Here is a 23970-nt window from a genome sequence, read left to right on the forward strand (position 1 = left end):
CATGACAGGCTAACCCATGAAAAATGCCCGAAAGCTCGATATAGGCAGGCTCATTGCATTTGTGACTGTATGCGAAGAAGGCAGTGTGACGGCCGCATCGCGCAAACTGGGCATTGCACAACCTGCTCTTACTGTAACGTTGACCAAACTCGAACAAGCTATTGGTGTGCAATTGTTAACGAGAGATGCCAGAGGGGCTTCGCCGACTGCATTGGGCCAACGTTTTTTAAGCAGCGCTTATGAACTACTGGGCATGGCCGAAATGGCCTACAAAAAAATACATGAAGATTCTGATTTTCCCGAAGGAGAAGTCGTCATAGGCGTGCCCTACTCTTGCGCCAATGTATTGGTCGTCCCACTCCTGACCCGACTGGCAGCCGCCTACCCGGGAATCCGCTTGCGCGTCGTAGAGTCCCCGTCCGCTTATCTTTGGGATTGGCTGAGCGACGGGAAACTGGACATCGCACTGCTGTTCGACCGCAAATCCTCCACCGAGGTGGTCTGCGAAGACTTCGCCCAGGAGGATCTCTACTTGGTGGGCAGTCACAGCCTGCTCAATCTGCAGGAGATCAACGTCAAAAGACTCTCGGAGTTTCCGCTGGTCATGGCCTCGCGCCTCAACCGTATTCGCACCCTGTTGGACAATCATTTGGCGGGCCACGACCTCACCCTCAATGTGAGCATTGAAATAGATTCCGGCGAATTCCAGGTGCGCTTGATAGAAACCGGCAACTGGTTCGGTATCCAGGCCGCCAGTTCCGTTGCGGAAAAACTACGCACCCGGCAATTGCAGGCTGCGCTGATAGTCCCTCGGGTTACTCGCACCATCTGCATCGCCCGCCACCGGGGAAAGTTGACGGACCCTTGCGTCGCACGTGTGATTACCGAGTTGAAACAGGAAAGCGAGAGGATGTTTGAAAACGGGCTCTGGCCCGCGCGCAAAATCACCTAGCCAGGCCTATACCCCCAGCAGCGACAGCATGATAAAGGTCGCAAACAATACAAAATGGGTCATCCCTTCGATGGCGTTGGTTTCGCCATCGTTGAGGTTGATCGCACTGACAATCAGCGTGATAAACACCATCACCGTTTGCACCGGGGTCATCGCCATCTGAAACGGCTGGCCGGTGTACAGCGCCATGGCTTCCATCACCGGCACCGTCAGAATCACCGTCGACAACGAAGCCCCCAGCGCGATGTTGACCACCGACTGCATGCGGTTGGCCAAGGCTGCGCGCAAGGCGGTCAGAATCTCCGGGGCGGCGGAAATCGCGGCCACCAGGATCGCCGTGATCACCGGCGGCGCCCCCGTGCCCTCCAGGCCAAGGTCCAGGGTCTTGGACATCACCTCGGCCAATGCGCCAATCACCACCACACCAAACACCAGGGTCGCGATGGAGAACGTCAGGTTGACCGGCGAGGCGTGCTCTTGCGGCGATGGCTTGCGACGTTTTTCCGGATAGCTGTAGCTGAAGAAGTAACTGTGTGGCCCCACCTGCATACGCAGGAACAAGGCATACAACACCACCATCGCACCGATGGTGAAGGCCGAGTAGATTTTCCAGTCGGCCTCGGGGATAAATTCCGGCACCACCATGGACACGCCCATGGCAGTCAAGATCATCACGCTGTAGGTCCGCGCCGAATCATCGTTGTAGGACTGCTCCCCATGCTTGATGCCGCCCATCAACGCAGCCAGGCCAAGGATGCCGTTGATATCCAGCATTACGGCTGAGTAGATCGTGTCACGCACCAGGGTCGGCGATGCCTCGTTGCTCATCATGATCGCCAGGATCACCACTTCCACCAGCACCGCCGCCAGGGTCAGGATCATGGTGCCGTAGGGGTCGCCGACCTTTTCGGCGAGCAGCTCGGCATGGTGGGCCACGCGCATCGAGGCCATGACAATAAAACCGATCAGCACCAGGCCGCCGAACAGGGCCGTCATCTGTCCGCTGTGCAACAGCCAGTGCTCCAGAGGGTAGGCTGCGAGGGCGGCGATCAGCGCCAGCCACATGTACTTTTCTTGCTTGAGGGATGTGAGCATTACGGGCCTTTTCGAGCGGCAAATCAGTCATTGATGGGGTACAGACTGCGGCGTATCGCTAACGTTTCGTTACACCTTAGTTCATTCGCCCATTGCCGCAGGCACGAACAATGCTTACCGCTCGGTCAGGTTTTACCGATTATTTGCGCCCTGGCCTGTAGAATGCCGCCATTGCACCTGATGAGAACGCCCCCATGTACGACTGGCTCAATGCCCTGCCCAAGGCCGAACTGCACCTGCACCTGGAGGGCTCGCTGGAGCCCGAGTTGCTGTTCGCCCTGGCCGAACGCAACAAAATCGCGCTGCCGTGGAACGACGTCGAAACCCTGCGCAAGGCCTACGCCTTCAATAACCTGCAGGAGTTTCTCGACCTCTACTACAAGGGCGCCGATGTATTGCGCACCTCCCAGGATTTCTACGACCTGACCTGGGCCTACCTGCTGCGTTGCAAGGCGCAGAACGTGATCCATACCGAACCGTTCTTCGACCCGCAGACCCACACCGACCGGGGGATCCCGTTTGAAGTGGTGCTCAACGGCATCGCCAGCGCGCTCAAAGATGGCGAGCAGCAACTGGGCATCACCAGCGGCCTGATCCTCAGCTTCCTGCGCCACCTGAGCGAAGAGCAAGCGCAAAAAACCCTCGACCAGGCGCTGCCGTTCCGGGACGCGTTTGTCGCCGTAGGCCTGGACAGCTCGGAAATGGGCCACCCGCCAAGCAAGTTCCAGCGCGTATTCGATCGCGCCCGTGGCGAAGGTTTCCTGACCGTCGCCCATGCCGGTGAGGAAGGCCCGCCGGAGTACATCTGGGAAGCCCTCGACCTGCTGAAGATCCAGCGTATCGACCATGGTGTGCGCGCCATTGAAGACGAGCGCCTGATGCAGCGGATCATCGATGAGCAGATCCCGCTGACCGTGTGCCCGCTGTCCAACACCAAGCTGTGCGTGTTCGACGACATGGCCCAGCACAACATCCTCGACATGCTCGAGCGTGGGGTGAAGGTCACGGTGAACTCGGATGACCCGGCGTACTTCGGCGGTTATGTCACCGAGAACTTCCACGCGCTGCACACCTCGCTGGGCATGACCCAGGACCAGGCCCGCCGCCTGGCGCAAAACAGCCTGGATGCACGCCTGGTCAAGCCCTGACCAAACCCTGTAGGGGCCGGTTTTCCGGCTCCTACAAGGCCGCCATCCGGGCAATTTCCAGGCGCCCGGTCTCGGTGACCTGCAGTACGCTCGACTCATTGATCACCGTCAGCCAGCGTGACTGCATGAACAACTGCAACAATCCCGCCCCCAATGCCCCGCCCAGGTGCGGTTGCTGCTCGCTCCAGTCAAAACAATCACAAGCCATCGTCGAGTAACTGTGCTGCGCCAGGGCCTGGGTGTAAATGCCACGCTCGGCCAATTGGCGTGCGCCCAACGGCGTCACGTGAAGCCGCTGTTCGAAGCGTTCAACCCACTTCGCCAACACCATGCGTTGATAGAGTGCTGCCGCCATTTCACCCCCCAGATGGTCATGACAAAGCCGCGCCTGACGCAACGACGACGGTGCCAGCAAGGCCGCCACCGGCAGGCCGACTGCACTGCGCGCCACACTGGCCATGGTGGTACTGGCCAGCGCATCGACTGCCGCGCTCACATCGGCCGCCGCCATGCGAAAGAAGCGTTTGCGCCCCCGGGCTTCAATGCGCAGCAATCCACCCGCCGCCAATCGCGCCAGATGCGCATTGGCCGATGACGCGGATAACCCCGCCAGCATCGCCAGTTCTTCGGACGGCTTGGCCGAGCCGTCCATCAACGCCCAGATCATCGCGGCGCGTTTGGGGTCGGCCAGCAAGGTGGCGATCTGGCTGATGCAAGGTGCCTGTTCCATGTATTCACTCCCTGTAGATTCGTTGGTCTGCTCCATTTCGCGGAAAAGTATAAGTGTGTAAGCAGCAGATTCCGTGGCGTCTTACAGCCAAATCAGCGACAGCATTTGCCTGAAGTTTCCTGAATTCCCTGGGGTTATTACGTAGTCCCTTGCTGTTCAGGCAACTGCGCACTCAACTTCCCACAACGTGCCACGAGCATTTCACGCAGGAGGTTGATCGGCTTACTCAACTGCGCGCGATGGGCGCACAGCAGATTGAGCGGTGTGCGCTCACCCTGCAGCTCCGGCAAGAGCAACCGCAGGCGGCCTGCCAGTACGTCGGCACTGACATCCAGCCAGGACTTGTAGGCAATCCCCACCCCGGCCACGGCCCAGCGCCGCACCACGTCGGCATCGTCACTGAAGCGGTCACCGGTAACCGTCAGACTGATTTCCCGTTTGCCATCCTGAAAGCGCCAATGGTCATGCACTCGGCTACCGAGCATGTACAGCAGGCAGTTGTGCTGGGCCAGCTCCTCCAGGTGGCGCGGCTCGCCATGCCGGGCCAGGTAGCTGGGCGCGGCGCAGAGCACCCGGCGATTGTCCGGCGCGACCGGCAAGGCCACCAGGCTCGAATCCTCGGGTTCGCCATAGCGCAAGGCGATATCCACCGGCTGGCGGAACAGGTCGGCAATCCGGTCGCCCAGTAGCAGGCGCACACTTAATTGCGGGTGCTCGCGCTGAAATTCGTCCAGCCACGGCAACAGCAGGTTGCGGCCGAAGTCCGAAGGCGCCGACAGTTGCAAAACACCACTGACATGGTCCTGGCTGCTGGCCAGTAAGCGCCGGCCTTCATCCAGTTGGCTCAAGGCACCGCGGGCGTATTGCAAGAAACCCTCGCCCTCGGCAGTCAGGCGCAGGCTGCGAGTGGAACGTGCCAGCAAGCGCGCGCCCAATTGTTGCTCAATGCGTTTCAACGCTGCGCTGGCCACCGCCGCCGACATATCCATGACCCGTGCGGCGGCCGACAAACTCCCCAAATCCGCCGCACGTACGAACAACTGCAAATCATCAAAACGCAGCATGACCACCGCCCCGAGGGATTATCAAAAAAACATTGAAAGAGACTGCTCTTTTAGCGGGTTTTATCTGCAAGAGAAATAGCTAATGATCTAACCATCCCATTCCGCCCTTCCTGGAACTTGCCATGAAAGCCATCGCCTACTACGCCGCATTGCCAATCAACGACCCAAAGTCCCTGCAGGATATCCAGTTGCCTGAGCCGGTGGCCGGTCCGCGCGACCTGCTGGTAGAAGTCAAAGCCATCTCGGTCAACCCGGTGGATACCAAGATCCGCCAGAACGTCACCCCCGAAAACGGCGCGGCCAAAGTGCTGGGCTGGGACGTGGCCGGTGTGGTCAAGGCGGTGGGCAGTGAAGTGACGCTGTTCAAGGCCGGCGACAAAGTGTTTTATGCGGGCTCCCTGACCCGCCCGGGTGGCAACAGCGAACTGCACACCGTCGATGAGCGCATCGTCGGCCATATGCCCAAGAGCCTGGGGTTCGCCGAAGCTGCCGCCCTGCCGCTGACTGCCATCACCGCCTGGGAACTGCTGTTCGAGCGCTTGCAAGTGCCTGAAGGCAAGACCGATCAAGGCCAGAGCCTGCTGATTGTCGGCGCTGCCGGTGGCGTAGGTTCGATCCTCACCCAATTGGCGGCGCAACTCACCGCACTCAAGGTGATCGGCAGCGCCTCGCGCCCGCAAACCCAGGCCTGGGCCAAGGACCTGGGCGCTGACCTGGTAGTCGACCACAGCCAGCCACTGAGCGAAGAGCTCAAGCGCGTAGGCCACCCACAGGTGACCCACGTCGCCAGCCTGACCCAGACCGACCAGCACCTGGACCAGTTGGTCGAAGCGCTCGCGCCCCAAGGCAAACTGGCACTGATTGATGACCCCAAGTCGCTGGATGTGCTCAAGCTCAAGCGCAAGAGCCTGTCGCTGCACTGGGAATTCATGTACACCCGCTCGATGTTCGAGACTGCCGACATGATCGAGCAACACAACCTGCTCAATCGAGTGGCCGAGCTGATCGAAGCCGGCACCCTGAAAACCACGGTGGGCGAGCACTTCGGCGTGATCAACGCAGAGAACCTGCGCCGCGCCCATGCTTTGCTGGAAAGCGGCAAGGCCAAGGGCAAGATTGTGCTGGAAGGCTTCTAAGACGCGGGCTCTGTCAGTGTCGTCCGTTCCACCTGTGGGCAACGGACGGCACCGCTAGTCAGACACTTGATCCTTGTCATATTTTTGAGCGTCTTCGGGTTTATATTGGCCGCCTTTGCCACGCAATCTTTTACGTGAGGAAGTCAGCAATGAAGATCCTGATAAAAGCGTTAGCAAAATCCCAAGGCAACAAATGGCAGGTCCGCCTGGACCAGGACGCCTTTACCTTCCGCAGTGAAGCCGAGGCCCGCGCCTTCGCCAACACCCTGCAAAACCGGATCCAGGCGCCCCACCGGTTTCCCGAAAACCAGCAGCGCGCTACGGGCTGAAAAGACTGTCAGACCTGCGCTTGCAAGGCTCGCTGCCGCTGCAGGCGCTGGGTCCACATGGCCACCACTACCGCCAACACCCCGCACAGGCTGATGACGATCGACATCGGCATGGCCGTGCCGTCGTGCAATGCGCCGACCAACGATGCCGCACCCGCTGCCACACCAAACTGGATGCAGCCCAGCAGTGCCGAGGCGCTGCCGGCCCGCGCGCCCTGGCCGTTCATGGCGCACGCCGAGGTATTGGGCATGATGCAGCCCAGGCTGGCGATACACAGGAACAGCGGCACCAGCAGCGGCCACAGTGCTTCGGTATGCAAGGCACTGACGGCCAACAACGCCAGCGCTGCCGCGAGGTAAACCCATACCGTACGGGTCAGGAGAAAGGCCGGCCCGCGCTTGGACAGCAGCCGCGCATTGACCTGCGCCACCAGGATAAAGCCCGCGGCATTGGTGCCGAACAGCCAGCCATAATGCTCAGCCGGCACGCCGTACAGCTTGATAAAGACGAAAGGCGAACCGGCAATGTAGGCAAACATCCCGCCAATCGCGATGCCGCCGGTCACGGCATACCCCAGGTATACGCGGTCGGCCAGCAGGCGCCCGTACTGGCGCAACGCTCCGGACAGCGGCTGCCGAGGTTGATGGGCCGGAAAACTCTCCGGCAGACCGACAGCCACTGCCACACCCGCACCGACGCTGAACAGGGTCAACGCCAGGAAAATCGACTGCCAGCCCCACAGGCTGACCATCACCCCACCGAGCATCGGCGCCAGGATCGGCGCCAGCCCGACCACCAGCATCAACTGCGAAAAGACCTTGGCCGAACCCACCGCGTCGCACTTGTCGCTGACCACCGCCCGGGAAATCACCATGCCCGCACACCCGCCCAGAGCCTGGACGAAGCGCGCACCGATCAGCCACTCCAGGGACGGCGCATAGGCGCACGCCAGGGAGGCCAGGGTGAACAGGGTGACACCACTCAATAGCGGGATGCGCCGGCCAAAACGATCCGCCAGCGGCCCATAGATCAATTGACCGACCGCAAGCCCGGTGAAGTACACCGCCAGGGTCAACTGGATATGTTTTTCGTCGGTGCCGAACGCCACCGCCATGGCCGGGAAGCCCGGCAGATAAAAGTCGATGGCCAGCGGCGCAAATGCGCTCAAGGCCCCCAAAATGAGGAGTATGCGAAGGTTCATCAGGCACCCAAAAGAGTCGGCAGCCCGACAGTCTAGCCGCGCTTGGGTGCCTTGAACATTACGATAGCTCGCTAACTATTAAATAATCAGGCGAGCTTGGCGCTGTAGCCTTCTTCGGTAATCACGTGGATCACTTCTTCCGGCAACAAACGACTTTCCACCCCGACTTCCTTGGCCCCCAGATCGACCTTCACACTGGCTGCCGGGTCCAGGGCCTGAACGGCTTGGGTGACGGCACGAACGCAGTGGCCGCAGGTCATTCCTTCAACGCTGAATATTTGCATGACATGACTCCTTAAGTGAGGTTGCACCCAGTTTCATCCTTGCCACGATGGCAAGGTCAAGCGCCGAAAACAACAGCCGGGCTGGTATTCCCTGGCGGCGTCGGCCAAGCTGCAACCATCCACGATTTGAAACCCGGAGAATTCACCATGCGCTGGTCGCTTTTTGGCCTTGTGAGCCTGTTGAGCCTGTTCGCCGCCGCCCCCCAGGCCAGCGCGGCCGAGGATTATGCGGTGCTGATCATTTCCAGGGAGCGCCTGGAAGTCCCCACCAATTGCGAGATTGGCCTGTACGTCAATGACCAGTTGGCCGGGCGGCTGTTCCAGGAGCAATCCACCTCGTTCAACTTCCCCGCAGGCCCGGTCTCGCTGCGCCTCAAGCTACTGCCAGGCCAAGCCCCAGGCTGTCTGCCGGGATTGCTGGCGCCCAAGGCACAGCACATCGAGTTGAAGGCTGGCGATGTGCGCAAACTGCGCATTGCCCAGGGTGCGGACGGCATGTACCTCAAGGCGGCAAAGCTGGGCTATTAATCCACAGCAGGCAAACAATGGAGCTTGACCTTCCCCTAAGGTCAAGGTTGATCCTACCGCTAACATTTCCCGGAAGACTGCCGCAAAGCGCAACCGCCGGCCGCGAGATTTGCGCAAAATTGGGCAGCATCCATTCGGGCTGTTGTGTCCAACTGGTTCGGCCTGCTCGACCCGCTACGGACCCTGTCCAGCGCGGACATGGTGAGCAATGCACTGCTGTTGAAACCTGGAAACCCAAGGATCTGGAGGATCACCGCCCATGAACATCGGTCTGGCAGCCCGGCAAAGCGGCTTGAGCGCCAAGATGATTCGCTATTACGAATCCATCAACCTGCTTAAACCGGCCAATCGCAGCGACAGCGGCTATCGCCTATATGGCCACGACGACCTGCACACCCTGGCATTCATCAAGCGTTCGAGGGATCTGGGGTTTTCCCTGGAGGAGGTCGGCAAGTTGCTGGAACTGTGGCAGGACCGGCAACGGGCCAGTGCCGACGTCAAGGCGTTGGCTCGCCAGCATATCGAAGAGTTGAACCACAAGATCCGCGAGTTGGGGCAGCTGCGCGATACATTGCAGGACCTGATGGAGCACTGCCAGGGCGATCACCGGCCGGACTGCCCGATTCTCAAGGAGTTGGCAGCGGGCGGTTGTTGCAAGTGACGGGGTATCACTGACCGCCCACAAAACCCAATGTGGGAGCCAGCTCCCACATTTACATTGCCAGTGACCTGAAGATCACTGCATCCAAGGCGGTGGCGGTTCTTCCGCCGGTTTGCCCGGTGGCGCATCATCCGCCGCACGGATCGCCTGGCGCCGCTCTTCGTCGAGCCGTGCCGCTTCGATCTCGCGCATCACGCCGCCCACATCCGCCAACTCTTCCGGCTCGTCGAACTCGCCGGTCAGCACGCTGGCCGGGTGCAAGGTGCCGGCTTCGTACAGCGCCCACATTTCCTTGGCGTACTTGGTGGTCTTCAATTCCGGGGCAAAGCGCCCGAAATACGAAGCCATGTTGCCCACGTCCCGCTCCAGCATGGTGAATGCGTGGTTGTTACCCGCCGCATCCACCGCTTGCGGCAGGTCGATAATGACGGGGCCGGTCGGCGTCAACAGCACGTTGAACTCCGAAAGGTCACCGTGCACCAGGCCGGTACACAGCATCAGCACGATCTGCGAGATCAGGAAGGCGTGATATTCACGGGCCTGATCCGGTTCCAGGACCACGTCGTTCAGACGTGGCGCCGCGTCACCGTATTCATCGGCCACCAGCTCCATCAGCAACACGCCTTCGAGGAAGTCGTAGGGCTGGGGCACACGAACGCCCGCACCGGCCAGGCGAAACAGCGCCGCTACTTCGGCGTTCTGCCACGCGTCTTCGGTTTCTTTCTTGCCGAACTTGGAGCCCTTGGCCATGGCCCGGGCCTGTCGGCTGTTGCGGACCTTGCGGCCTTCCTGGTATTCGGCCGCCTGACGAAAACTTCGTTTATTCGCCTCCTTGTAAACCTTGGCGCAACGTAACTCGTTGCCGCAGCGCACCACATAAACAGCTGCTTCTTTACCACTCATAAGTGGGCGCAGCACTTCGTCGACCAGACCGTCCTCGATCAGGGGTTCAATGCGTTTAGGAGTCTTCATCAGCTTTTATTGTGGGTCCTTTATTACCAAACACGCGTATGGCACTCGTTATACGGCAATCCTCGCACAGCGGGGAGAGGGTAACGAGCTTTGATCTGCTAAAGAATGCATCCAATATGCCAGATTAATCCGACAAAGCCGTTATTGCCCAAGGCGTTCGGATGATAGCCGAGATCAGCGCTCAATGATCGCTGTCACACCCTGCCCGCCCGCCGCGCAGATCGAGATCAGCCCGCGCCCCTTGCCCGCCGCATCCAGCAGCTTGGCCAGGTTCGCGACGATACGCCCACCGGTGGCGGCAAACGGGTGCCCGGCCGCCAGGGAGCTGCCCTTGACGTTAAGGCGGCTGCGGTCGATGGCGCCCAACGGCGCGTCCAGGCCCAGGCGGGTCTTGCAGTAATCGGCATCTTCCCAGGCCTTGAGCGTGCACAACACCTGCGCAGCGAAGGCCTCGTGAATTTCGTAGTAATCAAAATCCTGCAGTGTCAGGCCATTTCTCGCCAGCAGGCGTGGCACGGCATACACCGGCGCCATCAACAGCCCTTCGGCGCCGTTGACGAAATCCACCGCCGCCGCCTCGCCATCGCGCAGGTAGGCGAGGATCGGCAGGCCACGCTCCTTGGCCCAGGCTTCGCTGCCCAACAACACCAGGGACGCGCCATCGGTCAGGGGGGTGGAGTTGCCGGCGGTGAGGGTACCCTTTTCGCTGCGTTCAAAAGCCGGTTTGAGGCTGGCGAGTTTTTCCAGGGTCAGGTCCGGGCGCAGGTTATTGTCGCGGGTCAGGCCGAGAAACGGCGTGAGCAAATCGTTGTGCCAGCCCTCGGCGTAGGACGCGGCCATCTTCTGGTGGCTTTCCAGGGCCAGTTGGTCCTGTTCGGCGCGGGGAATCTGCCAGGTCTGCGCCATCAGCTCGCAGTGCTGGCCCATGGACAGGCCGGTACGCGGCTCGCCATTGCGCGGCAGTTCCGGCTTGAGGTGTTGCGGACGAAGTTGTAACAGGACTTTTAATTTATCCGCCATGGATTTGCTGCGATTGGCTTGCAGCAGGATTTTGCGCAACCCCTCATTGACGCCAATGGGCGCGTCGGAGGTGGTGTCGACGCCGCCGGCAATCCCGCATTCGATCTGCCCCAGGGCAATCTTGTTGGCCACCAGCAGCGCCGCTTCCAGCCCGGTGCCACAGGCCTGTTGAATGTCATAGGCCGGGGTTTGTGGCGACAGGCGCGAGCCCAGCACGCATTCGCGGGTCAGGTTGAAATCCCGCGAGTGCTTGAGCACTGCACCTGCGGCTACCTCGCCCATGCGCAGACCGTGCAGGTTGTAGCGCTCGATCAAACCTTCCAGGGCGGCGGTCAACATGGCCTGGTTACTCGCTGTGGCGTAGGGGCCATTGGAACGAGCGAAGGGGATACGATTACCGCCAATGATCGCGACGCGGCGCAACTGAGTCATGTAAAGCTCCCTGAAGGTGGTAGGTGCAATCCTGAGCCTAGACTAGGAACGACTGTCACCGATTGATGGTCCACCCTTTGAACCCCAGCAGCCGGAGAGCGTTCCATGTCTGACCGTTATATCGACTTCGCCAACTCAAGCCTCGGCCACCGCCTGGTCTCGGCCATTGGCCTGCCGTCCCCGGTACGCCTGGAGCGCTGGCAAGCCGGGCGCCTGCGTCCGGTGGACGGCGCCCTGCTGTTGGGCGGCGGCCCGCTCGCGGCCCAGGTGCAGGGGTTTGCCAATAAACTCACCGAGGCCATCTACAGCTACGGCCCCGAACCGCTGCAGGCCACGCCGTGGATTCCCGGGCATGGTCCCAAGCTCAAGGCGGTGCTGTTCGACGCCAGCCACTTGCAGCACACCGACCAACTCAAGCAACTGCGCGAATTCTTTCAGCCGCTGCTGAAAAATCTCGACCACAGCGCACACCTGGTGATTCTCGGCCGCGCCCCGGAAAGCCTTGACGAGCCGTTTGCCGCCAGCGCCCAGCGCGCCCTCGAAGGCTTCAGCCGGTCCCTGGCCAAGGAGCTGCGCAACGGCGGCACCCTGCAACTGCTGTATGTCGCAGAAGGCGCCGAGGATCAGTTGGAAGGTGCGCTGCGGTTTTTCCTCTCGCCGAAAAGTGCCTATATCAGCGGCCAAGTGCTGCGCCTGAGCGCCTGCCCGACCCAGGTGCACGACTGGACGCGCCCGCTGGCCGGGCGCAAGGCCCTGGTGACCGGAGCTGCCCGTGGCATCGGCGCGTCGATTGCCGAAACCCTGGCGCGCGACGGTGCCGAAATTGTGTTGCTGGATGTGCCGCAAGCCAAGGCCGATCTCGACGCCCTCGCCGCACGTTTGGGCGGGCGTGGCATTGCCCTGGATATCTGCGCCGATGACGCGGCCACGCAATTGATCGAGCAATTGCCGGACGGCATCGACATTGTGGTGCACAACGCTGGCATCACCCGCGACAAGACCCTGGCCAATATGACCCCGGAATACTGGGACGCGGTGCTGGCGGTCAATCTCAACGCCCCGCAAGTGTTGACCAAGGCCCTGCTCGACAGCGGCACCCTGCACGACAATGGCCGCGTGGTATTGCTCGCGTCCATCAGCGGCATCGCTGGCAATCGCGGGCAAACCAACTACGCCGCGAGCAAGGCCGGGCTGATCGGCCTGGCCCAAGCCTGGGCGCCGTTGCTGGCGCAACGCGGCATCAGCATCAACGCGGTGGCACCGGGCTTTATCGAGACCCAGATGACTGCGCATATTCCCTTCGCCTTGCGTGAAGCCGGGCGGCGCATGAGCTCCCTGGGCCAGGGCGGCCTGCCGCAGGACGTTGCAGAAGCAGTGGCTTGGCTAGGCCAGCCAGGCTCGGGGGCGGTCAGTGGTCAGGCGTTGCGGGTGTGCGGGCAAAGCCTGCTGGGAGCATAACGATGCTGTGGCACACATTACCCAGCAGCCCGGCGCTGCCACCGTTGTACTGGCGCGCCGCACTCAAGCGCAAAATTACCGGCACCACCCTGCCCGACTTTGGGCTGCACTGCCGGGTGCAGGTCAATCCCGAGGCAGTGGCGGCCTATCGCAAGGTCTGCGGGTTTGCCGACAGCCCAATGCTGCCGGCGACCTATCCGCACATCCTGGCGTTCGGCCTGCAGTTACAGTTGCTGACAGCCCGGGAATTTCCTTTCCCACTGTTGGGCCTGGTGCATCTGAGCAACCGTATCCGCGTATTCCGCCCCATGGGCGGGGTCAGCGAGGTGCGGGTCAGTGTGCATACGCGCAACCTGCAACCCCATGCCAAGGGTGCGACCTTTGACTTGATCACCACCGTCGAGGATTCCCTGGGCTTGCTGTGGGAAGGCGAAAGTCGAATGCTCTGTCGTGGGGTGAAACTCGAGGGGGAGACGCCGGAGCAATCCCTGCCAACAACTAATACCGTCAGCGAACTGACCCGCTGGCAGGCGCCGTCCGACATCGGTCGGCGGTACGCCCGAGTATCCGGCGACTACAACCCGATCCACTTGAGCGCCCTCACTGCCAAGCTGTTCGGCTTCCCCCAGGCGATCGCCCATGGGCTGTGGAACAAGGCGCGCACCGTCGCGGCCCTGCATGAACATCTGCCGGCGGCGAATATCGAGATCTACGTTGAGTTCAAGAAACCTGTGCGGCTGCCTGGACAGGTCATCTTGTTAAGCAGTGCCCCCGGCTCCGGCGGCGAGTTGCAACTCAAGGGCGATGGCGACATCGAACATATGCTCGGGAATTGGCAGCCGATTGCCTGAAACCGGGGTAATTTGCTGATTAATTGTATATATACACCCTAAGTTATAGCGGGTCATTGGTAGCCCGCAAGCTTATTTAAGCCATTGATTTAAAACACATCACCCCAAACAAAAAGCCGTCTTATATACCTTTGGTATTAGTCACCAAGACGAATAAACCTGCCTGTATATAAATCGTTAATACCAAGTTGAGCGTTGCGACAAAGAGTACCGAGGACTGTTATAGCCACAACGGACGCATGTATTGCTCGCTGAAGAACGGGCGGACTAGCGAAACCAACAAAGGCTGTACCAGGTGCTAAGGAACTCATCATGAAAACTCAAGTCGTGTTGTGGAAGGCAAGTACTGCATTGGCCCTTATTCTGGCGATGAGCCTGGGAGGCTGCAGCAGTGGTGGTGGCGGTCATAAGAGCAGCGTCGCATCCTCCTCCCCGGATGCCGGTGCCGGTACCGGCGGTGGTGATGGTGGTGGCACTGGCGGCGGCACTGGCGGCGGCACTGGTGGCGGTACCGGCGGCGGTACCGGCGGTGGCACTGGCGGCGGCACTGGTGGCGGTACCGGTGGTGGCACTGGCGGCGGCACTGGTGGCGGTACCGGCGGTGGCACTGGCGGCGGCACAGGTGGCGGTACCGGCGGTGGCACTGGCGGCGGCACTGGTGGCGGTACCGGCGGCGGCACTGGCGGCGGCACTGGCTCGACCACCAGCCCCTTGGTCACTGGGCAGATTGCAGCCAACCTGGGCGACACGCTCGGCAATGTCGGAACAGCCATTGGTGGCATCGGCACAACCGTTGGCGGTGTTCCAGTAGTCGGCACTACGGCAGGTGGCCTGGTGACCAGCGTGGGCACCGCGGTCGGCAGCATCGGCACTGGCGTCGGCGATGGCCTGGGTTCCCTGGGCACTAACAGCAACTCCCTGGGCGTTACCGTGGCCGGCGTGGCCAACGGCGTCGCCGACCTGGGCACCGGGGTTTCGAACACCGGTAAAACCCTGTCGACCACCTTGGGCGGTATCCCAGTAGTCGGCGGCCTTACTGGCGGCGTCGGTGGGGCCGCCGGTGGCCTGGTGGATAAAGTCGGCCAGGCGGTCACCATGCTCGGCGATACCTTGAGCACTGCCAGCACCACCGGTCCCCTGGGATCGGTCACCAACACCCTGGGCGGCAAAGTGCTGGTGCCTGTGGTCTCGCTGGTGGAAAACACCACGGGCAATCTGGGCAAAGCCACTGGCCTGGGCAACCCGGTCAACGGCCTGCTGGATAAAGTCGGCTCTACCGCCACCGGCCTCGGCACCCAGGTGGCAGGCGCAGGTGGCACAGGCAACCCGGTGACCGGTGCCCTGGGCACGGTACTCGGCGGTGTCGGTGCGGTAGCAGGCACTGCAGGTGGTTATGTCGCACCGTCTGCCGGAACCGGCAGTGGCAGCGCCCCAGCCTCCGGTCTGCCTGAACTGGTGGGCGGCCTGGTGGCCAACGTCGGTAACGGCCTGAATGCGGGCAACACCAACGGTACCGTCAGTGCGGGCGGTGTGGCAGGTGGCGCATTGGGCAACACGGTGGCTTCGCTCGGCACAGTGATCGGTGGCAACGGCGTCGCCAACACGGCGGCAACCGCACCGGTCGCAGGTCTTGCGAACAATGTGGGCGCGGCGCTGAACCCTGTGACTTCGGGGGTCAGCAGCCTGACCCAAAACATCGGCACCTCTACCGGCATCGGTGCACCGGTTAATGGCCTGGTGACTCAAGTAGGCGGCGCAGTCAGCGGCCTCGGTGGCAACATCACCGCAGCCAATGCCAACCCGATCACCAACACCGTGGGCCAGACCGTCAACGCAGTCGGTGGAGCGGTCTCCTCAGTGGGTGGTCTGGTCACCGGCGGCACCAGCGGCAGTGGCGGTGGCCTGCTCGGCGGCCTGAACATCAACGCCAACGCCACGGCGTCTGGATCGGCCACTGCAAACACCGGCGTAGGCGGCCTGCTCAAGGGCCTGACCGGTCAATAGAAAAATTGCACCTGGCCCATTAGACGGCCTCCCCTACAGCGCCTACGCTTGGTTGAGACGAGAGATTCCAATGGGTCTCTCGTCTTTTTTATTGGACTCCCAACCGCGTCCAAGAGCCCGGTGGGAACCTGCGAAATGCCGCTGCAGTTTTGACCATGGAGTGTCCTATGCGCGCCTTGACCCCGTTGTTATTGCTCACCCTCAGCGCCTACGTCCACGCCGAGACCCTACCCAGCTTCCTCAACAGCAACGACACCATTCGCAATCTCCCGGTCCCCAACCTGCCGGCCGACGCCTACCGCCCGGTGACGCCGCAGACCCAGCTACCCGAGACCCCGGCCGCACAAGCGCAACCGCTGCTGATGGACACCAAAGTCACCATCCGCAAGCTGCAGATCGAAGGCGGCACGGTGTACCCGCTCAAGGACGTTGCACAGGTGTTCGAGCCGTTGATTGGCCGTGAAACCAACCTCGCGCAACTGATCGAAGCGACCCGCAGCATCACTCGCCGCTACCAGCAGGATGGCTACTTGTTGTCCTACGCCTTCCTGCCCGACCAGCGTTTCGAACAGGGCCTGGTGCGCGTGGTGCTGGTCGAGGGCTATATCAAGGACTACCAGGTACAAGGCGACATTGGTTCGGTCTCGGCCTACGTCGACAAACTGGCGCAAAAACTCCAGGCCGAACGCCCGCTGACCCGCAAGACCTTTGAGCGCTATACCACCTTGATGGGGCGCATTCCGGGCGTCACGCTGCAAGCGCAAGTACCGCCACCGGGCACCACCGATGGTGCCGCGCACATGAACATCCAGGCCAGCCGCAAACCCTTTACCAGCAGCATGAACATGACCGACGACAGCCGTGGCGGCCTACAAGCCTTGATCGCCGGCACCAGCAATTCCCACACGGCAATGGGCGAACAAGTGAGCCTCAGCGGCCTGTTCCCGCCGGGTGAAGACAAAGAGCATTACTACCGGCTCGACTACAGCCAATTCATCAACGCCGAAGGCACACAACTGAGCTTGTATGGCGCGCGCTATCGCAGCGATCCGAGCACCCATATCCGCCTGAACGGCGGCTTCTCGCTCAAGCCACACCGCGAGAACGACCGCTTCTCCATCGGCCTGAGCCACCCATTGATCGCCTCGCCCAGCGAGTCCCTGACCCTCGGCACCCGCTTCTACGGGGTGAACGACAGGACTCGCTATCAACTGGTGGGTTACCCGCAACGCTTTGACGTAGAAACCGACTTGCGTGCGCTGGCCTTTGAAGGGGATTGGCGCAAGGCCGACAATCGCCAACTGCGCATCCTAAGCGCCGGCCTGTACCAGGGCATCGACGGACTGGGAGCCCACACGCGCAGTGACCTTGAGGGGATAAAGTCGGACCTGGACTTCTTCCGCCTGCGCCTGTCCGGGGTGCAGAGCGACAAGTTCTTCGACAACTGGCAAGGCGTGCTCTCGGCAGCGCTGTACTGGAGCGACGACACCTTGCCCGACAGCGAACGTGCGGTGTTCGGTGGGCAAAATTTCGGCCGAGGCTACCCGGATGACCAGGGCTCGGGCGACAAGGGTTGGGGGGTGGCCTACGAGGTGAACTACAGCTACAACCGCGCCGGCGACTGGGTAAGAATCGTGCAGCCCTACGTCGTGCTCGACCGCGCCAAGGCCTGGTTCAACAACCTGCCGGTCAAGGACAGCGACATGTCATCCGCCGCCGTTGGCGTGCGCTTTGGCGATGCCAAGTACTACAACATCGCGCTGGAGGCGGCCAAGCCGATGTCCGATATGGCAATGGATAGCTTTAACCGGCGGCCGCGCTATACATTGAGTTTTAGCTATCAGCTATAGGAACCGGCTTGCCGGCGATGCGGCGACCCGACAAGCCAGCTTCCACAGGGAACGCAGCTTCGCGCTCTGACTCTGCGGTTGCCGTAGCTCTGCTTTTGATCTGGCTTTTGATCTTGATCTCAGGCGCCCCGTTAAACCACGCTGGCCGCAGGCAGGTATTGCGCAGTGGGCACCCCGGCATGGATGCCGGGGTAGCCGCGACACGGCCATGGATGGCCGATCGCGGCGGGCCCACGGAGCAATGCCTGACTGCGGGCATGCCGAGCCTAGGCGAGGCACCGAGTGGTGGGGCAAAAGCGCTTTGGTTACTTTCGCGCTCTTCGAAAGTGACCCGCCGTAAGGGCGGAACCAACAGCCGCCGTGACCGCAGCAACGGATATGTACACAACCCCAGTGTAGATACCTATGGCCATCGCACTCAGGTCAACGCATCCCCCACCTTGCCAAAAAACGCCTCAATCTGCGGCCCCAACAACCTCCCAGCCGCCAACACCACCAACGCAATCACCACAATCAAAATCACATACGCGATAGCCGTCGCACCGTCCCGCCGGCGCCAGAACAGCATCGACCACGCATACATCCTCAGCAGCAGGGCAGGCAACATAGGGCATCTCCTCAGCAGGGCGCTACGGACAGGCCAACTGTTCCCTACGCCCGGGGAAACAGATTGTTCAGAGTGTCGATCAACCGAACCAGATAGATGGGTTTGCGAAACAGGTCCAGGACCTGCAACCGCAACATGTCACTGACATCATCCATTTCGGCATGACCGGACATGACAATCACGGGCAAGTGCTGGCGTGAGGTGTGCTCACGCAAGCGCTTGATCAGGGAAATGCCGCTTTCTTCAGGCATGCGCAGGTCGGTAATGACCAGCGCAATATCAGGATGCAGTGTCAGTTCCTGCAATGCGTCCGTAACGGAGTTGGCGCAGAAACAAGCGAAGCCCTCGTCTCCCAGCGATTCCGCCAGTTCAACGAGGGCCTCTTCTTCGTCATCCACCAACAGGATCTGCTGGCGGCTCGCAACAACAGCGTTCATGAGCAATACCTTCCAAGACAATCACTGATGGGCTTGCTCAAGGCTCTATTGCCAATCAGCTCAAGGCATCCCCGATTCTTTCGAACATGTCCTCGATCTGAGGCCCAAGCAGTTGCCCGGCCGCCAGCACGACCAGCGCAATAACCGCGACAAGAATCACGTACTCAATCGCCGTCGCCCCCTCTTTGCGATGAAAGAACAGTTGGAGTTGAACGTAGAGTTTCATCATGAAGGTAAGGAACATATGACTTCTCCTTTGCGCTTGCTTGCGCTGATATCGCAGTGCTGCACGGTGATTGCCGCGTGCCACTAGAGCATTGTCAACAAAACCCACCTCAACAACTGTAAGAACGGATTAATCACAAAGTATTAGCCGCCACTTTGGCGCCATAAACCTGTGCGTCTAAGGCAATGCGCGAGGGTTCCAAAATAAATCGTGGTGGCTAATGGCATTTTGTCTTAGCTCGGCTACCGTCAAATAGCGAAATCGTTAGATGTTCATAGCTGCCTGGTTGCGAAATCAACTCGTTAGGAAAAACGGGCCCGTAGTGCAAGCAACAGGATAGGGAGAGCCTTCATGAACAGTCGTGTCAGCATGATCCTGGCCGGGTTGTTATTAATCGGTGCGTTGTTTGCAGGCTATTGGGGGCTGGTGCTAAGTCGTCCGCCTGAGCCGGCTGCAGAGCCTGCGCCCTCTGGCGTTTCTGTAGAAAAAACCGTCGCCGCCGTCGAAGACCAGACCCGCCAATCGGTAGTGGTGCTGGCCCATGATGTGCCACCGTATGTTGCCCTCACCGCCACCGACCTGACCCTGGAAAAGCTGCGCACCGCACCCGCTGGCAGCTTGACCAGCCTCGACCAGGCCATCGGCCGCACGCCCTTGAGAGCCCTGAGCGCTGGCACTTGGCTGGACGATTCCAGCTTCAATGCCGGTGGCCCACTGGCCCGCATGATCCGCACTGACGAACGCGCCCTGGCAGTGGCCGTCGATGAAGTCATCGGTGCCGCAGGCCAGTTGAGCCCTGGGGATTATGTGGATGTGCTGCTGTTCCTGCGCCCGGAAGGCACTAATCCGGAGCCCACCTCGCAGATCATCGTGCCAGCCCTGCGCCTGCTCAGTGTGGGCGATAACTTGGGCCCCACCAACGATGGCAAGCCCGCCGTTGCGCCGCCCACTACCGATGAAGAAAAAGCCCGCCAGGCACAACGTCAGGCAGGCCCGCCGCGGACGGTAGTGCTGGCGGTGCCGCAACAGTTGATGAGCCGCTTGATGCTGGCCACCAGCGTCGGCGCCTTGCGCCTGGCAGTGCGCAGTGCCGATGAACAATTGCTGAGCCAGTACTGGGCCGGGGACAACGAGGCCTTCGCCAAACTGCAAAGCGCCAATCGCGAGCTGTACCAGTTCACTCAACTGGCCATGCTCGGCGCGCCGAAAAGACTCGCCCAGGCCGGGGGTGCCAGCGAATTCCGGCGCTCCGGCATTGAGGTCATACGCGGTAACCAAGCGACCCAACACAATCCCTGATTGAACAAGGATGCCTTGCATGCGCCAACATCTCGCACCTGCGCTCACACAAATGGCCTGGGCCCTGATGCTGTCCAGCCTGCCTGTGGGCCTGGCGTTCGCCGCCGCTGACAGCTGCAGCAACCTGGGCGCCTTGCCGGCCGTGGTCGAGGTCGGTGAAGGCCTGCAACAAACCCTGCAATCGCCAGTGCCTATTACCCGCCTGGCCATCGGCGACCCGAAAATCGCCGACGTGCACCTCAACGGGAATCGTGCGTTCCTGCTCACCGGCGTTGCCTCTGGCGCCACCAGCCTGATGGTCTGGACCCACTGCTCCAGCGCGCCGCGCCAGAGCATGGTGTTCGTCAAGGGCAAGGCCACCTCGACCCTGACCAGCCTGGCCCTGTCGCCCTCCGACGACCCGTCCCTGCCGAGCCAGGTGCAGACCGATATCCGCTTTGTCGAAGTCAGCCGCACCAAGCTCAAGGAGGCTAGTACGTCGATCTTTGGCGGCACCCGCAACTTCCTGTTCGGCAGCCCGCGCACAGCCGGGGGGGCCCTGCCGCTGGACAACGAAAGCTTTAACATCGGCATCGGCGGCGGGCGCTTTTCGGCGATGATCAACGCCCTGGAGCGCAGCGGTTTTGCCTATACCCTGGCGCGTCCGAGCCTGGTTGCCATGAGCGGGCACAGCGCGACCTTTCTTGCCGGCGGCGAAGTGCCGATCCCGGTGCCGAGTGCCGGCAGCGACACGATCTCCATCGAGTACAAAGAGTTCGGTATCCGCCTGACCCTGACCCCCACCGTGATCGACCGCACGCGGATTTCCCTCAAGGTCGCACCGGAAGTCAGCGAGCTGGATTACGCCAACGCCTTGGAGTTAGAAGGCATCCAGGTGCCGGCCCTGACCGTGCGCCGCACCGACACCACGGTTTCCCTGGCCGATGGCGAAAGTTTTGTGATCAGCGGCCTGATCAGCAATAACAACCGCTCCACCATCAGCAAGTTTCCTGGCCTGGGCGATATCCCGATCCTTGGCGCGTTTTTCCGTGACAGCAACGTCAGCCGCGAGGAAAAAGAGCTGCTGATGATCGTCACCCCGCACCTGGTCCAACCCCTGGCTGCCAACGCCCGTTTGCCGTCCCTGCCCGGTGAAAAACTGCGCAACTACGACCCCAACTGGTATCGCTTGTACTTCCTGGAAAACGGCAACTTCGACCGACACACAGGACTTTCCCAATGAGCGATAGCCTGAGCCAGACGTTCCTGGCAATTACCCGCAACACCACCGACCTGGAATGGCTGCAGGGGGCCCTGGCGCCCCTGGGCCAAGTGGTCAGTGCCGGTGGCGGCAGCCTCGACGAACTGTTGGCCCTGGTGGACGTAACCTTCGCCAACCTGGTGTTCGTCGGCCTGGACCGCGAGCATGTGGTCGCCCAGAGCGCCTTGATCGAGGGCGCGCTGGAAGCCAAGCCGATGCTGGCCATCGTCGCCCTCGGCGACGGCATGGACAATCAACTGGTGCTCAACGCGATGCGCGCCGGGGCGCGGGATTTTGTCGCCTACGGTTCACGCTCCAGTGAGGTCGCCGGCCTGGTGCGGCGCTTGAATAAACGCTTGCCGCCAGTCGCCCACAATGCGCACCTGGGTGGCCTGACGGTGCTGTATGGCACCCAGGGCAATGCCGACGGCGCGCTGCTGGCCAGCCACCTGGCGATGGTGGTGCAGAAGAGCGGGCAAGAGACCCTGCTGCTGGACCTGGGCCTGCCCCGTGGCGACAGCCTGGCGCTGCTGGGCCTGGAAAGTTCGTTCAACTTTGGCGATGCCCTGCGCCATTTGCGCCGCCTGGACACCACCTTGATCAACAGCGCCTTCACCGCCACCGAAGGCGGTCTGCGCATCCTCGCCTACACCGAAAACGACGAACCGCTGGAAATGACCAGCGCCGCCGAGCTGTACATGCTGCTCAGTGCCTTGCGCCAACACTTCCAGCACATCGTGGTGAACCTCACCGGCCAGCGCGACAGCGAAGCCCTGCGCACCTTTGTCAGCCACTGCGACAAGCTTTTGTGGTGTACCGACCAGAACGTCCTCGACTGCCGGCGTAACCTGGCGGTGCTGAATCAGTGGCGGGAAAAAGGCATGAAACTGGAGCATGCACGGCTGCTGATCGACCGCTATCTCAAGGGCGCCGCCCCCGACACCGAAACCCTGGAAAAGAGCTTCGGCCTGGACGTCATTGCCGTGCTGCCATTGAGCCCCGAGGTGCGCCTGAACGCCAAGAACCAGGGGCAGACCCTGTTCAGCCTGGCCCCCCGGGAGCCCCTGACGCAGAACCTGAAAGCGCTTGGCGAACGCCTGGCCAAACGCACCGAGGGCATGGAGAAACCCTCCACCCGTTGGTTTGAACGGCTGCTGGGGACAACCAAATGAGCAGCGAAAATCTCTTCGGCACCCCCGCTCGCGGGCTTAACAGCGCGGTGGATCACGACGGCCTGAAACTGGTGCTGCATCGCTACATCATCGACGCCATCGAAGAGTCGGGGAAAAACCTGCTGGAAGGTTCGCGCCAATCCCTGGCGCAATTTGTCATCGACAAGGTGTCCGAATACATCACCCGCATGCACCTGGCGATTTCCCGTTATGAGATGGAGCGCCTGGCCGAAGAAATCGTCGATGAGCTGACCGGTTTCGGCCCGCTGGAAGTGCTGTTGCGTGACCCGTCGGTGACCGAGATTCTGGTCAACGGCCCGCACCGGGTGTTTATCGAGCGGGACGGCCTGCTGCACCAGAGCGACTTGCGTTTTATCGACGCCCACCATGTGGAGCGGGTCATGCAACGCATCCTCGCCCCCCTGGGCCGGCGCCTGGATGAGTCATCGCCGATGGTCGATGCCCGGCTGCCCGACGGCAGCCGGGTCAACGCGATCATCCCGCCGATTGCCCTGGACGGGCCGTGCCTGTCGATTCGAAAGTTTCGCAAAGACATGCTCAAGAGCAGCGACCTGGTGGCGATGCAGACCATCGACCAGTCGATCTTCGAGTTTTTCCAGGAGGCGGTGGGCAAGCGCTGCAATATCCTGATCAGCGGCGGTACCGGCACCGGCAAGACCACCTTGCTCAATATTCTCAGCCAGTTGATCAACCCCCACGAACGCCTGGTGACCATCGAAGACGTCGCCGAACTGCAACTGGGCCACCCCCACGTGGTGCGCCTGGAAACCCGCCCGCCGAATGCCGAAGGGCACGGCGAGGTGAAGGCCAGCGACCTGATCCGCAACGCCCTGCGGATGCGCCCGGACCGCATCATCCTCGGCGAGATCCGTGGCGTGGAGGTGCTGGATGTGATGACCGCAATGAACACCGGCCACGACGGCTCCATGAGCACCGTGCACGCCAACAATGCCCAGGACGCCCTGTTGCGCCTGGAAACCCTGGTGGGCCTGACCGGTCGCGTGGTTGCCGAAAAAACCCTGCGCCAGATGATCTGCGCGGCCCTGGATGTGGTGATCCAACTGACCCGCCTGCCCGATGGCCGGCGTTGCGTCAGCGAAGTGGTGGAAGTGGTGGGTGTGCGCGATGACGTGTATGTCACCAACACCCTGTTCCGCCATGACCGGCGCACCGGCTTTGGCTTCCTGCGCGAGGCCCTCAACCCGTCGGGTGACAAGCTGCGCCGCGAATCCGCCCTGCCGCTATAGGAGCG

General features: G+C 61.5%; 24 protein-coding genes. 14 read left to right on the forward strand and 10 right to left on the reverse strand.

What is annotated here, in order from left to right:
- Positions 1 to 16 precede the first annotated feature (16 nt).
- Positions 17 to 952 (forward strand): LysR family transcriptional regulator, encoded by a 936-nt coding sequence (locus tag JFT44_RS05435; protein WP_128593777.1) that lies wholly within the window; start codon positions 17 to 19, stop codon positions 950 to 952.
- A gap of 6 nt (positions 953 to 958) precedes the next feature.
- On the opposite strand, the gene JFT44_RS05440 is transcribed toward JFT44_RS05435, so the two are convergent.
- Positions 959 to 2047 carry a calcium:proton antiporter gene (locus JFT44_RS05440; protein ID WP_115127318.1) on the reverse strand — a complete coding sequence of 363 codons (1089 nt, stop codon included), beginning with the start codon at positions 2045 to 2047 and terminating at the stop codon, positions 959 to 961.
- A 194-nt stretch (positions 2048 to 2241) separates the two neighbouring features.
- Here JFT44_RS05440 and JFT44_RS05445 point away from each other — a divergent pair, with 194 nt between their 5' ends.
- On the forward strand, positions 2242 to 3195 hold the full coding sequence (locus tag JFT44_RS05445) for an adenosine deaminase (protein WP_032859755.1): 954 nt from the start codon (positions 2242 to 2244) through the stop codon (positions 3193 to 3195).
- 31 nt (positions 3196 to 3226) lie between these two features.
- Here JFT44_RS05445 and JFT44_RS05450 read toward each other — a convergent pair whose 3' ends face one another.
- Both JFT44_RS05450 and JFT44_RS05455 read right to left on the reverse strand, forming a co-directional pair.
- Positions 3227 to 3925 carry a helix-turn-helix transcriptional regulator gene (locus JFT44_RS05450; protein ID WP_057958245.1) on the reverse strand — a complete coding sequence of 233 codons (699 nt, stop codon included), beginning with the start codon at positions 3923 to 3925 and terminating at the stop codon, positions 3227 to 3229.
- A gap of 137 nt (positions 3926 to 4062) precedes the next feature.
- The gene (locus JFT44_RS05455; protein ID WP_169959856.1) at positions 4063 to 4989 is read right to left on the reverse strand and encodes a LysR family transcriptional regulator; all 927 of its coding nucleotides are present in this window, start codon (positions 4987 to 4989) and stop codon (positions 4063 to 4065) included.
- Positions 4990 to 5111: 122 nt separating this feature from the next.
- Here JFT44_RS05455 and JFT44_RS05460 point away from each other — a divergent pair, with 122 nt between their 5' ends.
- Entirely contained in the window at positions 5112 to 6125 is a 1014-nt protein-coding gene (locus tag JFT44_RS05460) for a zinc-binding alcohol dehydrogenase family protein (RefSeq protein ID WP_198830415.1), read from the forward strand.
- 149 nt (positions 6126 to 6274) lie between these two features.
- The gene (locus JFT44_RS05465) at positions 6275 to 6454 is read left to right on the forward strand and encodes a hypothetical protein (protein WP_057437642.1); all 180 of its coding nucleotides are present in this window, start codon (positions 6275 to 6277) and stop codon (positions 6452 to 6454) included.
- A gap of 8 nt (positions 6455 to 6462) precedes the next feature.
- Here JFT44_RS05465 and JFT44_RS05470 read toward each other — a convergent pair whose 3' ends face one another.
- Both JFT44_RS05470 and JFT44_RS05475 read right to left on the reverse strand, forming a co-directional pair.
- Positions 6463 to 7656 carry a multidrug effflux MFS transporter gene (locus JFT44_RS05470; RefSeq protein WP_057958242.1) on the reverse strand — a complete coding sequence of 398 codons (1194 nt, stop codon included), beginning with the start codon at positions 7654 to 7656 and terminating at the stop codon, positions 6463 to 6465.
- 86 nt (positions 7657 to 7742) lie between these two features.
- On the reverse strand, positions 7743 to 7940 hold the full coding sequence (locus JFT44_RS05475; RefSeq protein WP_057958241.1) for a heavy-metal-associated domain-containing protein: 198 nt from the start codon (positions 7938 to 7940) through the stop codon (positions 7743 to 7745).
- A gap of 147 nt (positions 7941 to 8087) precedes the next feature.
- Here JFT44_RS05475 and JFT44_RS05480 point away from each other — a divergent pair, with 147 nt between their 5' ends.
- Positions 8088 to 8468, forward strand: coding sequence for a hypothetical protein (locus JFT44_RS05480; RefSeq protein ID WP_057437637.1), 381 nt, complete (start codon positions 8088 to 8090; stop codon positions 8466 to 8468).
- A 259-nt stretch (positions 8469 to 8727) separates the two neighbouring features.
- Entirely contained in the window at positions 8728 to 9129 is a 402-nt protein-coding gene (gene cueR, locus JFT44_RS05485) for a Cu(I)-responsive transcriptional regulator (RefSeq protein ID WP_057437636.1), read from the forward strand.
- A 75-nt stretch (positions 9130 to 9204) separates the two neighbouring features.
- Here the strand turns inward: cueR and JFT44_RS05490 are convergent, their stop codons facing one another.
- The gene (locus tag JFT44_RS05490; RefSeq protein ID WP_029297573.1) at positions 9205 to 10101 is read right to left on the reverse strand and encodes a PA4780 family RIO1-like protein kinase; all 897 of its coding nucleotides are present in this window, start codon (positions 10099 to 10101) and stop codon (positions 9205 to 9207) included.
- Positions 10102 to 10275: 174 nt separating this feature from the next.
- A complete protein-coding gene (locus JFT44_RS05495) occupies positions 10276 to 11553 on the reverse strand; it encodes an acetyl-CoA C-acetyltransferase (protein ID WP_115127314.1) in 1278 nt (425 codons plus the stop codon).
- A 105-nt stretch (positions 11554 to 11658) separates the two neighbouring features.
- Here JFT44_RS05495 and JFT44_RS05500 point away from each other — a divergent pair, with 105 nt between their 5' ends.
- The 4 genes from JFT44_RS05500 to JFT44_RS05515 all read left to right on the forward strand — a co-directional run bounded on the left by JFT44_RS05500 (position 11659) and on the right by JFT44_RS05515 (position 17716).
- Positions 11659 to 13011 (forward strand): 3-oxoacyl-ACP reductase, encoded by a 1353-nt coding sequence (locus JFT44_RS05500; RefSeq protein WP_057437632.1) that lies wholly within the window; start codon positions 11659 to 11661, stop codon positions 13009 to 13011.
- 2 nt (positions 13012 to 13013) lie between these two features.
- Positions 13014 to 13862, forward strand: a complete 849-nt coding sequence (locus JFT44_RS05505; protein WP_120731480.1) for a MaoC family dehydratase — start codon at positions 13014 to 13016, stop codon at positions 13860 to 13862.
- A gap of 312 nt (positions 13863 to 14174) precedes the next feature.
- On the forward strand, positions 14175 to 15866 hold the full coding sequence (locus JFT44_RS05510; protein ID WP_198791907.1) for a collagen-like triple helix repeat-containing protein: 1692 nt from the start codon (positions 14175 to 14177) through the stop codon (positions 15864 to 15866).
- Positions 15867 to 16033: 167 nt separating this feature from the next.
- A complete protein-coding gene (locus JFT44_RS05515; RefSeq protein WP_057958237.1) occupies positions 16034 to 17716 on the forward strand; it encodes a ShlB/FhaC/HecB family hemolysin secretion/activation protein in 1683 nt (560 codons plus the stop codon).
- Positions 17717 to 18134: 418 nt separating this feature from the next.
- Here JFT44_RS05515 and JFT44_RS05520 read toward each other — a convergent pair whose 3' ends face one another.
- From JFT44_RS05520 to JFT44_RS05530, 3 genes are read right to left on the reverse strand one after another with little or no spacing between them, the layout of a single operon-like run.
- The gene (locus JFT44_RS05520) at positions 18135 to 18323 is read right to left on the reverse strand and encodes a Flp family type IVb pilin (protein WP_198830416.1); all 189 of its coding nucleotides are present in this window, start codon (positions 18321 to 18323) and stop codon (positions 18135 to 18137) included.
- Positions 18324 to 18367: 44 nt separating this feature from the next.
- The gene (locus tag JFT44_RS05525; RefSeq protein WP_198830417.1) at positions 18368 to 18760 is read right to left on the reverse strand and encodes a response regulator; all 393 of its coding nucleotides are present in this window, start codon (positions 18758 to 18760) and stop codon (positions 18368 to 18370) included.
- A 55-nt stretch (positions 18761 to 18815) separates the two neighbouring features.
- Positions 18816 to 19004 (reverse strand): Flp family type IVb pilin, encoded by a 189-nt coding sequence (locus JFT44_RS05530; RefSeq protein ID WP_198830418.1) that lies wholly within the window; start codon positions 19002 to 19004, stop codon positions 18816 to 18818.
- A gap of 333 nt (positions 19005 to 19337) precedes the next feature.
- Between JFT44_RS05530 and cpaB the strand changes: the two genes are divergently transcribed.
- The 4 genes from cpaB to JFT44_RS05550 are packed head-to-tail and all read left to right on the forward strand — an operon-like array spanning position 19338 to position 23965.
- A complete protein-coding gene (gene cpaB / locus JFT44_RS05535; RefSeq protein WP_198830419.1) occupies positions 19338 to 20285 on the forward strand; it encodes a Flp pilus assembly protein CpaB in 948 nt (315 codons plus the stop codon).
- 19 nt (positions 20286 to 20304) lie between these two features.
- Positions 20305 to 21507, forward strand: a complete 1203-nt coding sequence (locus tag JFT44_RS05540; RefSeq protein ID WP_198830420.1) for a type II and III secretion system protein family protein — start codon at positions 20305 to 20307, stop codon at positions 21505 to 21507.
- Positions 21504 to 22697 carry a pilus assembly protein gene (locus JFT44_RS05545; protein ID WP_198830421.1) on the forward strand — a complete coding sequence of 398 codons (1194 nt, stop codon included), beginning with the start codon at positions 21504 to 21506 and terminating at the stop codon, positions 22695 to 22697. The genes JFT44_RS05540 and JFT44_RS05545 overlap by 4 nt, the downstream gene beginning before the upstream one ends.
- Positions 22694 to 23965 carry a CpaF family protein gene (locus JFT44_RS05550; protein WP_198830422.1) on the forward strand — a complete coding sequence of 424 codons (1272 nt, stop codon included), beginning with the start codon at positions 22694 to 22696 and terminating at the stop codon, positions 23963 to 23965. Before JFT44_RS05545 ends, JFT44_RS05550 begins: the two co-directional genes overlap by 4 nt.
- Positions 23966 to 23970: the final 5 nt, after the last annotated feature.

Source organism: Pseudomonas sp. MF5691, assembly GCF_016405645.1.
Taxonomy (GTDB): Bacteria; Pseudomonadota; Gammaproteobacteria; order Pseudomonadales; family Pseudomonadaceae; genus Aquipseudomonas; species Aquipseudomonas shahriarae.

Bases quoted from the DNA above. Each gene is read 5' to 3' on its own strand.
- JFT44_RS05445 (WP_032859755.1), top strand. From the start codon at position 2,242: ATGTACGACTGGCTCAATGCCCTGCCCAAGGCCGAACTGCACCTGCAC.
- cueR (WP_057437636.1), top strand. From the start codon at position 8,728: ATGAACATCGGTCTGGCAGCCCGGCAAAGCGGCTTGAGCGCCAAGATG.
- JFT44_RS05525 (WP_198830417.1), bottom strand. From the start codon at position 18,760: ATGAACGCTGTTGTTGCGAGCCGCCAGCAGATCCTGTTGGTGGATGAC.
- JFT44_RS05510 (WP_198791907.1), top strand. From the start codon at position 14,175: ATGAAAACTCAAGTCGTGTTGTGGAAGGCAAGTACTGCATTGGCCCTT.
- JFT44_RS05520 (WP_198830416.1), bottom strand. From the start codon at position 18,323: ATGTTGCCTGCCCTGCTGCTGAGGATGTATGCGTGGTCGATGCTGTTC.
- JFT44_RS05515 (WP_057958237.1), top strand. From the start codon at position 16,034: ATGCGCGCCTTGACCCCGTTGTTATTGCTCACCCTCAGCGCCTACGTC.
- JFT44_RS05470 (WP_057958242.1), bottom strand. From the start codon at position 7,656: ATGAACCTTCGCATACTCCTCATTTTGGGGGCCTTGAGCGCATTTGCG.
- JFT44_RS05435 (WP_128593777.1), top strand. From the start codon at position 17: ATGAAAAATGCCCGAAAGCTCGATATAGGCAGGCTCATTGCATTTGTG.
- JFT44_RS05450 (WP_057958245.1), bottom strand. From the start codon at position 3,925: ATGGAACAGGCACCTTGCATCAGCCAGATCGCCACCTTGCTGGCCGAC.
- JFT44_RS05440 (WP_115127318.1), bottom strand. From the start codon at position 2,047: ATGCTCACATCCCTCAAGCAAGAAAAGTACATGTGGCTGGCGCTGATC.
- JFT44_RS05505 (WP_120731480.1), top strand. From the start codon at position 13,014: ATGCTGTGGCACACATTACCCAGCAGCCCGGCGCTGCCACCGTTGTAC.
- JFT44_RS05545 (WP_198830421.1), top strand. From the start codon at position 21,504: ATGAGCGATAGCCTGAGCCAGACGTTCCTGGCAATTACCCGCAACACC.
- cpaB (WP_198830419.1), top strand. From the start codon at position 19,338: ATGAACAGTCGTGTCAGCATGATCCTGGCCGGGTTGTTATTAATCGGT.
- JFT44_RS05540 (WP_198830420.1), top strand. From the start codon at position 20,305: ATGCGCCAACATCTCGCACCTGCGCTCACACAAATGGCCTGGGCCCTG.
- JFT44_RS05480 (WP_057437637.1), top strand. From the start codon at position 8,088: ATGCGCTGGTCGCTTTTTGGCCTTGTGAGCCTGTTGAGCCTGTTCGCC.
- JFT44_RS05550 (WP_198830422.1), top strand. From the start codon at position 22,694: ATGAGCAGCGAAAATCTCTTCGGCACCCCCGCTCGCGGGCTTAACAGC.
- JFT44_RS05455 (WP_169959856.1), bottom strand. From the start codon at position 4,989: ATGCTGCGTTTTGATGATTTGCAGTTGTTCGTACGTGCGGCGGATTTG.
- JFT44_RS05475 (WP_057958241.1), bottom strand. From the start codon at position 7,940: ATGCAAATATTCAGCGTTGAAGGAATGACCTGCGGCCACTGCGTTCGT.
- JFT44_RS05460 (WP_198830415.1), top strand. From the start codon at position 5,112: ATGAAAGCCATCGCCTACTACGCCGCATTGCCAATCAACGACCCAAAG.
- JFT44_RS05465 (WP_057437642.1), top strand. From the start codon at position 6,275: ATGAAGATCCTGATAAAAGCGTTAGCAAAATCCCAAGGCAACAAATGG.
- JFT44_RS05530 (WP_198830418.1), bottom strand. From the start codon at position 19,004: ATGTTCCTTACCTTCATGATGAAACTCTACGTTCAACTCCAACTGTTC.
- JFT44_RS05490 (WP_029297573.1), bottom strand. From the start codon at position 10,101: ATGAAGACTCCTAAACGCATTGAACCCCTGATCGAGGACGGTCTGGTC.
- JFT44_RS05495 (WP_115127314.1), bottom strand. From the start codon at position 11,553: ATGACTCAGTTGCGCCGCGTCGCGATCATTGGCGGTAATCGTATCCCC.
- JFT44_RS05500 (WP_057437632.1), top strand. From the start codon at position 11,659: ATGTCTGACCGTTATATCGACTTCGCCAACTCAAGCCTCGGCCACCGC.